6 protein-coding genes, 1 tRNA gene and 2 pseudogenes are annotated in these 10,018 nt (G+C 53.5%); 4 read left to right on the plus strand and 5 right to left on the minus strand.

Annotated features, from left to right (window positions below; translation table 11 throughout):
• Positions 1 to 355 (plus strand): annotated as a pseudogene (locus HX846_RS16930) (hypothetical protein); the annotation flags it as partial.
• Positions 356 to 1,054: 699 nt separating this feature from the next.
• Here the strand turns inward: HX846_RS16930 and HX846_RS16935 are convergent.
• The 5 genes and pseudogenes from HX846_RS16935 to HX846_RS16950 all read right to left on the minus strand — a co-directional run bounded on the left by HX846_RS16935 (position 1,055) and on the right by HX846_RS16950 (position 6,081).
• Positions 1,055 to 2,068 (minus strand): DNA cytosine methyltransferase, encoded by a 1,014-nt coding sequence (locus HX846_RS16935; RefSeq protein WP_178965754.1) that lies wholly within the window; start codon positions 2,066 to 2,068, stop codon positions 1,055 to 1,057.
• 62 nt (positions 2,069 to 2,130) lie between these two features.
• Positions 2,131 to 3,969 (minus strand): ATP-dependent endonuclease, encoded by a 1,839-nt coding sequence (locus tag HX846_RS16940; protein WP_178965755.1) that lies wholly within the window; start codon positions 3,967 to 3,969, stop codon positions 2,131 to 2,133.
• Between the two features lie 415 nt (positions 3,970 to 4,384).
• The gene (locus tag HX846_RS16945) at positions 4,385 to 5,455 is read right to left on the minus strand and encodes a DUF4238 domain-containing protein (protein WP_178965756.1); all 1,071 of its coding nucleotides are present in this window, start codon (positions 5,453 to 5,455) and stop codon (positions 4,385 to 4,387) included.
• A gap of 145 nt (positions 5,456 to 5,600) precedes the next feature.
• Positions 5,601 to 5,848: pseudogene (locus tag HX846_RS40250) on the minus strand (Arm DNA-binding domain-containing protein); the annotation flags it as partial.
• Positions 5,849 to 6,004: 156 nt separating this feature from the next.
• Positions 6,005 to 6,081, minus strand: a tRNA-Arg gene (locus HX846_RS16950).
• Between the two features lie 395 nt (positions 6,082 to 6,476).
• Between HX846_RS16950 and gabD the strand changes: the two genes are divergently transcribed.
• The 3 genes from gabD to HX846_RS16965 all read left to right on the plus strand — a co-directional run.
• Positions 6,477 to 7,919, plus strand: a complete 1,443-nt coding sequence (gabD, locus tag HX846_RS16955) for an NADP-dependent succinate-semialdehyde dehydrogenase (RefSeq protein ID WP_003218155.1) — start codon at positions 6,477 to 6,479, stop codon at positions 7,917 to 7,919.
• A 182-nt stretch (positions 7,920 to 8,101) separates the two neighbouring features.
• Entirely contained in the window at positions 8,102 to 9,379 is a 1,278-nt protein-coding gene (gabT, locus tag HX846_RS16960) for a 4-aminobutyrate--2-oxoglutarate transaminase (protein WP_087693631.1), read from the plus strand.
• A gap of 137 nt (positions 9,380 to 9,516) precedes the next feature.
• Positions 9,517 to 10,018: response regulator (locus tag HX846_RS16965; RefSeq protein WP_178965757.1), on the plus strand; the 502-nt coding region annotated here is incomplete at its 3' end.

Raw genomic sequence — 10,018 nt, forward strand, 5'->3', positions numbered from 1 at the left:
CTCGCCGGTGCCGCAGCCGCAGATATCCACACGGACTTACGCGGCCGCCCCGCCGGAACAGGCCCGCCCGGCCCCGGCAGCCGCGCCGATGGCTCGATTCTCCGTGGCTCCGCAGGCTGACAGTGCGCCTCAGGTGCAGGCAGAAGTCGCGGGTTCGCTGGCGGATGAGCCGGTGGCGAAGATGAGCAAGCGCGCGGCTGTTGTGCTGCCGTCATTGGAGCAAGGGCTGCAGGAGATCCTGCGGTTGCGGCAGGCGGGAGAGGCGAAGGCGGCGGATGAGAAGCTGCTGGAGTTGCATAAGCGCTTTCCCAAGGAGGATCTGCCGGCGCGGTTGGAGGCGTTGAAAAATCCTTGAGGTGGAGGTCGCCAGCCGGTGGTTGACGAGAGACTTCCGGCCTTTATAATCATTCGCAACACGGCCCCTGTCGGTTGATGCGCTTCGGTGCAGCAATTGCTCAGGGGTTTTTTATTGCCTTGATTTTTTCGATTACCAATCGCGCTCCTGCCAGTGGTGATCCACTCCCATGCCCTCCAAATTCAGATCAAGGTGGGACAAGTCTGGAAAGTCATTCTCCAATAGTGCTTTCAGCCGTCGTCCCCAGCTTGATGACGGATTGATGATATTCATCAATTGGTGAGTGAGGCTTTAGATCGCTCTGTAGCGATCATTCCGCGGGCTATTAATATCTCAAGTTGGTCCTGGTAGCTCTGCCAAGGCTTAGGTTAACCCTGGATCATTGGTGCATCACTTTAGGCATGTGCGAGTTCCTCCAGCTTGAAATCGATGCAAGCGCCCGCCCTTCTATGTGTGGCGTCACTCGGGCTTTAACTTTGCTGTTCGAGGAACTTATGGTCAGCCAGAAAACTGCTACTTTATTTGCATCTTCCTCCTTATCTTGCGCCCACAAAAAAAGCCCCAGGCCTTTCAACCTGGGGCTTTTTCATCTGTATATGGTGCCCCGGCGGGATTCGAACCCTATTCAATGACCTAGTAATTTAAGGCCTTACGCCTAGCGTGAAATATGGGGGATACAAGCTGGGATACGGCGCAATTTTAATCTTGGGTGAGAAGAGCCAGCGCATGCGCCATGATGAAGGGCGGTGGTAAAGCATTTCCAATCATCAGGGCGATCGCTTCTTTGCCATGCGCTGCATCGAATCGATACCCCATAGGAAACCCTTGGAGCAGTGAAGCCTCCCGAAGAGTAATGGTCCTATTCTCTTCTGGATGAAGAAAGCGTCCTTTTGATGGGTTAATGCAACCGCTAGTAATGGTAGGCGAGACCTCATCCCAAGCCATTCTTCCATATACGTCCCTGAAACCATCACTTCTGAGATGGCAGGCCAGTTGGTACTCAACTGGCAACTGAGCACGACTTCCGCCATTTTTAGGAATAAGGGCGATGAGTCTTTTAACTGCTTCAGACCGTTTTTCTGGAATAGTATGAATGGCATCTGAACTTAAGAGGGGCGTCTCTATTTGCGCTATGACATCTCTAACAAGTAATTTTTTATTGCTTTTTTCCGCAAGTTTAGGGGTGCCCGCTCTAGATGCGAGTAGTATCAGTCTCTTACGACGCTGTGCTACGCCAAAGTTTGCTGCGTCAGCGACTTCGAATGTAGTGTTGTATCCTAGCTTCTTTAAGTTAACTATTAATTGGGTAAAGCGTGGATCTTTCGCCAATGCTGGGACATTTTCCATCATGACATTTTTTGGCAGCAACTCCTCAACATATCTCTGGAACTGAAGTATCAAATCATTACGTGGATCTTCAACTGAGTTCGATCGATTTCGCGTTCTTAAGCGTGAGAAACCTTGGCACGGTGGGCAGCCAGCAAGGAGATCGAGTTCGCCGCACTTTATACCGAGATCAGAAAGAACAGTGCTTGTGGGTATGTCTCGAATATCGGACTCATAAAGCTGAACTTCAGGATGGTTCAATTTGTAAGTCTGTTGCGCTTTTGGGGCTACTTCAATGGCGCCCAAAACATTATACCCTGCTTGTTTTAGACCTAATGTCAGGCCGCCACATCCACTGAAGAGATCAATTGCAGTTGGCTTTTGCATATAATGTTTAGAACCTTCGTGATGTGGTCGTCTTTCAAAGTTTGTCATTGTATCCCTAATCACTATTCAGTTGCTACCCACTTTTTAAGAATTTTAGTTATTTGTGTTATGTGTGGGTTGTCATTGCATTTGTTAAGTGCATAACGTGCCACGCCAATGGAGTTTTCTGCTGTTTGATCTAAACCAATCTGTGCTCTAAGTTCATCTTTTGCTTTTGCACTTACGGTAAATTTACGTTTCTTTTCTGTAAGGCACTCATAGACAATTGCGTCTGGACAGCACAGAGGAATGTATTCTAAATAAGAGTTCATCCAATCTAGATATTGCAGGTGATTTTGAATGTGCCGTTCTTGAATACCTTTTTTATCATTTCCGCCATTTTTTGTGAAGCTAGGAGAGCATCCAACTTCGGACTTAATGATTTCAGGTAGATCTGTTTGCATTGCTTGAGTAATATTTTTACTCTCGCTGAATACGTCGACTTTCTTTTTGTCACCGTCGAGGTAAGCAAAGACTTTTGAGCCTGCTTGCAGCATCGCTGGTACCTGGCGTGACAAGATTGCCTCTGCTCCACCAGGAAAAATTCTTATGTCCAGAGCATTTTGCTCACCCTCATGAAGGTCCTGTGCGGCTCTTTCTAAAACAATTTTAGCCATTGCGTCTTCGACAAGAATAGTCTTTTTCTTTTCCAGAGTTCGACCGAGGCGGTTTAACGCAATATATGGAGAGCTACTGTTTATTATGTGCGTTTTGCCTTGGCCGTTATCTTCAAATACTTTTATAGCATTTTCAGGCAAATCCTCGATGAAGTCTATTGCATGAGTAGATATCACGACTTGGAGGTGTTTTTTCAGAATTTGCTCAAGTAAAAAAGCCAAAAGCTCTTTTTGTGCGCCTGGATGAAGTGATGTCTCTGGCTCGTCCAATAGAATGAGTGAGTATCGGGGCGCAGATAGTACCTGTGTGACAATACTTACCACCGATATTTCTCCACTTCCCGCGAACGCCTCTGAGTACTGCCGTCCTCGTTCGAAGATGACGCTCGTGTCTTTTCCTCGTTGAGTAGGATAAAGAGAGTGCTTGATAAGTCTTGCTGAAGAGTACGAGCGTCCGAGGATGAGCGATATGGCATCCAATTCAACTTGCTTTAGCATGCGATTTTCAAAAATTCGCTCCCTTCCACCTCCCAAGTGCCAACTTTGAAGATCTTGATCGATTGCGCGTCTTAGCTTGTTGGCCCCCCATTGCATCTCTGCATATTTTTCTGTTTGACTATCGTCCTTGTCGCCAAAATTAAAGTTTCTGTCAAAAGCACCAATATTGAATTTTGAGTTTATATAGACGACTTCTCGAATAACTGGATTCCATCTGTCGGTACTTTTTCTGTCAAATTCTTCGGCCGGTATTTCAGACATTCCGTCATTTTTTGATACTTTTGTGGGTTCCCAATATTCATATGCTCTTGCTTTGTTGTGTATGCGAGCTTTTCGAGTTTCGACAGGCCCATTTACACCCTCATGCCAATGACCATAAACGTATCGTGGCGGGTCTCGGACCACTTTAACTTCAATTGGATCTACGGCCGTTGCGAACCAATATTTTGCGGTGCTTTGGCCCTCCGGCATCCCATATAATGCATGGAGCACGGAGCTCTTGCCTATACCGTTTGCACCTACTAATGCAGTGAGTGCAAATGGGAAGTCCAATTCGGCATTTCTTTCAAGACCTTTAAAATTTGGAAAACGTGCGTGTGTTATGTAATTTAAAAGCGGCGCACCTGGTTTTAACTTTCGAACTGAGTCAGTTAATTCCTTGATGGTTTTTACGGCCATTTTTCTTCCTTGGATAATATTATCTAAATTAGCGGGTATGGTTTGGGTGGCCGCCGCTTTTATCTGCAAGCCTGAGGGGCCTTGAAATTAGCCTCACGGTGCAGGGTTTTGCAGGCTTTATCTCATGCCTAAAGGGCCATGCCTAGCCACTGGCTACGAGTTCTTGACCTTACTGAAGGAGTGCGGAAAAAACGACACGTTTAGCCCGCAGGTGTGGTGGGGGGACAACGGCGCGCGCCGGGTGGAGCGCCAGCTGGCCAGTGGTGGTTTTCCTAAACAGTGGGATCAGTTGCGTCATTGCTGCTCACGTGGCTACCGGATCGCGTCGCCACCGATCTGTCATTTGCATTCTTGCTGACAGGGGGAATCAGTCAGGAGGAGACGTCGGCTAAGAACTCAAGGACTGCAACTGATCCGTAGCGGCCACCTACTGGAGATTCTGACCGGCCAGCTTCAATGCCTCAGATGCTGAGCACGCGGTCAATCAGCTTTGCATTTCTCTTTCTGCCCGGCACTGTTCAGCATGCCAGTTTTGCCAGGTTGACAACTCATTTTTAAATGTTTCTGAGCAAACCAGTCTGGGCCGGATCAAGTGCACATCACTAGCTTCCTCAGCAAAGACATAGCGATCAGCATGCTCAATGATCATCTTCCGTATCAAGCTAGCCGTCTTAACATCAAGTGTGGTACCTCGCGGCCACACTTGGTTACCGATGCAGGTGTAGAGTAAGTGCTTCGGACTTAGGGGCAGGAGTATGTCTCCATTATTGACTCCCCACCCACCACCAAAATCATAGTTCTTCGAGTCCTGAAAATTAAGACGTATAAGCGGGTTGTCAGATGTGGGCCATGACATACCATCCGGAGCATGCAAGATAGTCCATTTGTGAGTTGGTAAGCGGCCTAGCGTTTTGGTTAACAGGTGCCTCATTTGCCAAATCCACAATCGCCTTCCCACAACGGTTTCTGCTTTTACTTGACCGTCTCCATCCGGGAGAGTCTCGATGGATATTTTGAAGAGAGGGGGGGCAACGCTTTCATCCGAAGATATTGGGAATGGTTGGTTCCTCTGAGCGGCCTGCTCTATTTTAAGGACGGAACGTTGCATGCTTTCATCCATTAATGTCTGCAATGTCTCGTTCTGTCGGCGTATGAACTGTCTCAGACGAGCCGGAGTGCGCACGTCTAGGGCAACCGCGAACCGCACCAGCCGTCTCCAGTGCTCGGGCAGCATCCGATCTTCTCGAACAACTCGACGGATAGCTTCCTCCGCAGGATTTTCAAATTCATTGTCGAGCCAGCGTTCGAACTCGTCTGTTTCTTCCTGCCCTGCAAGGTAGGTGTAGAGGTGTTGGTGAAAGGCAATTCCTTTCAGCGACTGTTTTTTCCACAGGGGAACATTATCGCTAGGAACCAATAGCCGATAAGTGAGGATTTGGCCCTTATTAGCCCACTGCTTCAGGTAAAGCTTGGGCACGTAATGGTTGTCTTTACGCAGTTGCTGCATCGGCGCATTTTCCCGTTGTGAAGGGAGAGGTCCAGTCAGGGCAATCATATATGCTCAGTGCCGCCGGGCTGGCAACCACTGCCATAGGCCCTTGTGACTCTGTACTCCTTAAACAACCGCGGTTTCTAATTGGTGAAGCTCACGATAATAAGCTGGTATTTACGGCCAACCGCTTTTGGTCCTGCGTTGCTATTTCCTTGCGATACTTGGCTGCTTTTTTCCTGGTCAGTGCGCCACTGACTTCGGGGTAGCCATCTAGGCCAAGTCAGCTCAATTTGGCTGCTTGTTTTTTATATCGAAGCTGCCAGGACTTCGGGCCATCCCGCTTCACGCGCAGATACAGGCCATTACCGTCGAGCTCGCGATATTCCAAGGTCTCGGGTTCGAGGTGGCCAGTGCAATGTCACTGAGTGGCCTGCGTTTGATTTCTGACCGTTTCACGCCCGTGTATCCCCTCTGTTCTAGATACGCCGTGCAATACACAGAGCTACAGCATGAGGGAGATAAAGGTAGACAAGCCAGAAACAAGAAAGCCCGCACGGGGCGGGCTTCTTGGGGTGTTTCGTAGACTGTCTGAGACAGCCCGAGACTGCTATATGGTGCACCCGGCGGGATTCGAACCCACGACCCCTGCCTTCGGAGGGCAGTACTCTATCCAGCTGAGCTACGGATGCTTGTGCGGGCGACATCATACCCATGTCGACCTTGGGCGTCCATGCCGCTTTTCGGCCTGCTGCCAGTAGGATTAGGCGCTGCCGAAGCCCTGTACCGGGCATCTCGACGAATTGCGGTTGAACTCGCCCGAAACACGCTGATCAGAAAAATCGAGCAAATGCGCCGTTTTCGTTCTTTTTTTCGAACAGACTATTGCCCTGCACCCCCATTGATCCTAGGATTCGTTTGAGATTTCAAACGCTCCTGCCTGGGTGCTGAACCGCACATTTGTCCTTTCGTGCGCTATTTACGTGCTTGCGCCCAGTGAATGATTTCCCTGACGGCAGCCCTCAAGGCGCCTTTCAACAACTCTAATTCGCTCCGCGCGTGCGCGGTGCTGTTAAGGAAAGCCGACATGCAGCTCAAAGACACCCAGTTGTTCCGCCAGCAAGCCTTCATTGATGGCGCTTGGGTCGATGCGGACAACGGTCAAACGATCAAGGTCAACAACCCCGCTACCGGCGAAATCCTCGGTACCGTGCCAAAAATGGGCGCCGCCGAAACCCGTCGCGCCATTGAAGCAGCTGACAAGGCCCTGCCGGCCTGGCGTGCACTTACCGCCAAGGACCGCGCCAACAAGCTGCGCCGCTGGTTCGAGCTGATCATCGAGAACCAGGATGACCTGGCTCGCCTGATGACCCTGGAACAAGGCAAGCCGCTGGCCGAAGCCAAGGGCGAAATCGTTTACGCCGCTTCGTTCATCGAGTGGTTCGCCGAAGAAGCCAAGCGCGTCTACGGTGATGTGATTCCCGGCCACCAGCCGGACAAGCGCCTGATCGTGATCAAGCAACCAATCGGCGTTACCGCTGCCATCACGCCGTGGAACTTCCCGGCCGCGATGATCACCCGTAAAGCCGGCCCGGCCCTGGCTGCCGGTTGCACCATGGTGCTCAAGCCTGCGTCGCAAACCCCATTCTCCGCGTTCGCCCTGGCTGAACTGGCCCAGCGTGCCGGGATTCCGAAAGGCGTGTTCAGCGTGGTCTCCGGCAGCGCCGGCGATATCGGCAGCGAGCTGACCAGCAACCCAATCGTGCGTAAGTTGTCCTTCACCGGCTCCACCGAAATCGGTCGCCAGCTGATGGCCGAATGCGCCAAGGACATCAAGAAGGTTTCCCTGGAACTGGGCGGCAACGCGCCGTTCATCGTGTTCGACGACGCAGACCTGGATAAGGCCGTCGAAGGCGCGATCATTTCCAAGTACCGCAACAACGGCCAGACCTGCGTCTGCGCCAACCGCCTGTACATCCAGGATTCGGTGTACGACGCGTTCGCCGAGAAACTGAAAGTGGCAGTGGCCAAGCTGAAGATCGGCAATGGTCTGGAAGAGGGCACCACCACCGGCCCGCTGATCGACGAGAAGGCCGTGGCCAAGGTTCAGGAGCACATCGCTGATGCCCTGAGCAAAGGCGCGACCCTGTTGGCTGGCGGCAAGGTGATGGAAGGCAACTTCTTCGAGCCGACCATCCTGGTCAACGTGCCGAAAGATGCTGCCGTGGCCAAGGAAGAAACCTTCGGCCCACTAGCGCCGCTGTTCCGCTTCAAAGACGAAGCCGAAGTGATCGCGATGTCCAACGACACCGAGTTCGGCCTGGCTTCCTACTTCTATGCCCGCGACCTGGGCCGTGTGTTCCGTGTGGCTGAAGCCCTGGAATACGGCATGGTCGGCGTCAACACCGGGTTGATCTCCAACGAAGTGGCGCCGTTCGGCGGCATCAAGGCTTCGGGCCTGGGCCGTGAAGGCTCCAAGTACGGGATCGAGGATTACCTGGAAATCAAATACCTCTGCCTGGGCATCTAAGCCCGGCAAGGCATTGTTGCAAACGCAAAGGGCACGAGAGCGCTGTCCCTTTGCGTGTTTCACCCCGTTATTCGTAGTGGCCGGGAAAGCTGTGGCAGTCGATCATCGCATGCTGCCGTAGTTGCCTCCCCGCCACGTATTCCTTGGACCACGCCACCCGATGAGTGGCGAATGAGGACTTTATGAGCAAGACCAACGCATCCCTGATGAAACGCCGCGAAGCCGCTGTACCACGCGGTGTTGGCCAGATTCACCCGATCTTCGCCGAGTCGGCGAAGAACGCCACCGTGACCGACGTTGAAGGTCGCGAGTTCATCGACTTCGCCGGCGGTATCGCCGTGCTGAACACCGGCCACGTGCACCCAAAAATCATCGCCGCCGTGACCGAACAGCTGAACAAGCTGACTCACACCTGCTTCCAGGTACTGGCCTACGAGCCGTACGTTGAGCTGTGCGAAAAAGTTAACGCCAAGGTGCCGGGTGATTTCGCCAAGAAAACCCTGCTGGTCACCACCGGTTCCGAAGCGGTAGAAAACGCCGTGAAGATTGCCCGTGCCGCCACTGGCCGTGCCGGCGTGATCGCGTTCACCGGCGCCTATCACGGTCGCACCATGATGACCCTGGGCCTCACCGGCAAAGTGGTGCCGTACTCGGCCGGCATGGGCCTGATGCCAGGCGGCGTGTTCCGCGCGCTGTTCCCGAACGAACTGCACGGTGTGAGCGATGACGACTCCATCGCCAGCATCGAACGCATCTTCAAGAACGATGCCGAGCCGCGTGATATCGCTGCCATCATCATCGAGCCGGTGCAGGGCGAAGGCGGTTTCTACGTCGCGCCTAAATCCTTCATGAAGCGCCTGCGCGAACTGTGCGACAAGCACGGCATCCTGCTGATCGCCGACGAAGTGCAAACCGGTGCCGGCCGTACCGGTACTTTCTTCGCCATGGAACAGATGGGCGTTGCCGCCGACCTGACCACCTTCGCCAAATCCATCGCAGGCGGCTTCCCGCTGGCCGGTGTATGCGGCAAGGCTGAATACATGGACGCCATTGCGCCAGGTGGCCTGGGCGGCACTTACGCTGGCAGCCCGATTGCTTGCGCCGCGGCCCTGGCCGTGATGGAAGTGTTCGAAGAAGAGCACCTGCTGGACCGCTGCAAGGCTGTGGGCGAGCGCCTGGTGACCGGTCTGAAAGCTATCCAGGCCAAGTACCCGGTGATCGGCGAAGTGCGTGCCCTGGGCGCGATGATTGCGGTCGAGCTGTTCGAAAATGGCGACAGCCACAAGCCGAACGCCGCTGCTGTCGCTTCCGTGGTGGCCAAGGCGCGTGACAAGGGCTTGATCCTGCTGTCCTGCGGCACCTACGGCAACGTGTTGCGCGTGCTGGTTCCGCTGACTTCGCCGGACGAGCAGTTGGACAAAGGCCTGGCGATCATCGAAGAGTGCTTCTCCGAGCTGTGATCAAAAGTTGACCTGATCGACAAAAAACCCGCTTAGGCGGGTTTTTTTGTGCCCGATGAACGGTATTCAGCCGTTGTTCATTGTACGCAGGCGGCTCCTTTGTCTAAGGTGCTGGTATTGCCGATGGAGCGTGCTGGATGACTGCTGTTGATTTACCGGCTGTACCCCGTGTGTTGATTGCCGAGGCCGACCCTTGGTCCCGAGATCTGCTCAAGCAGGTGTTGCTGAATGTGCGCTGTGACGCACGGCTGGATGTGTGTGCCGATGGCCAGCGGGCCACCGAGTTGCTGCGTGACAAACCCTATGACCTGATCATTGCCGATTGGGAGCTGCCCGGCGTCGATGGCCTGAGCCTGCTGCGCAGTGTGCGCCTGCAACGGCGTACGCCGCTGTTGCCGTTTATCCTGCTGAGTACCCGCAACGACAGCGCCAGTGTGCGCGAAGCCTTGCCCCTGGCACCGACCGCGTACCTGACCAAACCCCTGAACATGGAAAGCCTGACCCAGCGCCTGCAGGACTTGCTGCTGAACGAAGGTGAGACGGTGTATTGCGAAGTCCCGGCCCTGGCGCCGGGCATGACCTTGCCGGTGTTTCTGGAGCGCCGCCGGGAAGCCTCCGACGGCGCGCCGCTGCGGGTCG

Source organism: Pseudomonas sp. K5002 (assembly GCF_013386655.1).
GTDB lineage: Bacteria > Pseudomonadota > Gammaproteobacteria > Pseudomonadales > Pseudomonadaceae > Aquipseudomonas.

What these genes read in the sequence shown, in the direction of transcription:
- gabD (WP_003218155.1), top strand. Translation starts at nt 6,477, where the DNA reads ATGCAGCTCAAAGACACCCAGTTGTTCCGCCAGCAAGCCTTCATTGAT.
- HX846_RS16935 (WP_178965754.1), bottom strand. Translation starts at nt 2,068, where the DNA reads ATGCAAAAGCCAACTGCAATTGATCTCTTCAGTGGATGTGGCGGCCTG.
- gabT (WP_087693631.1), top strand. Translation starts at nt 8,102, where the DNA reads ATGAGCAAGACCAACGCATCCCTGATGAAACGCCGCGAAGCCGCTGTA.
- HX846_RS16945 (WP_178965756.1), bottom strand. Translation starts at nt 5,455, where the DNA reads ATGATTGCCCTGACTGGACCTCTCCCTTCACAACGGGAAAATGCGCCG.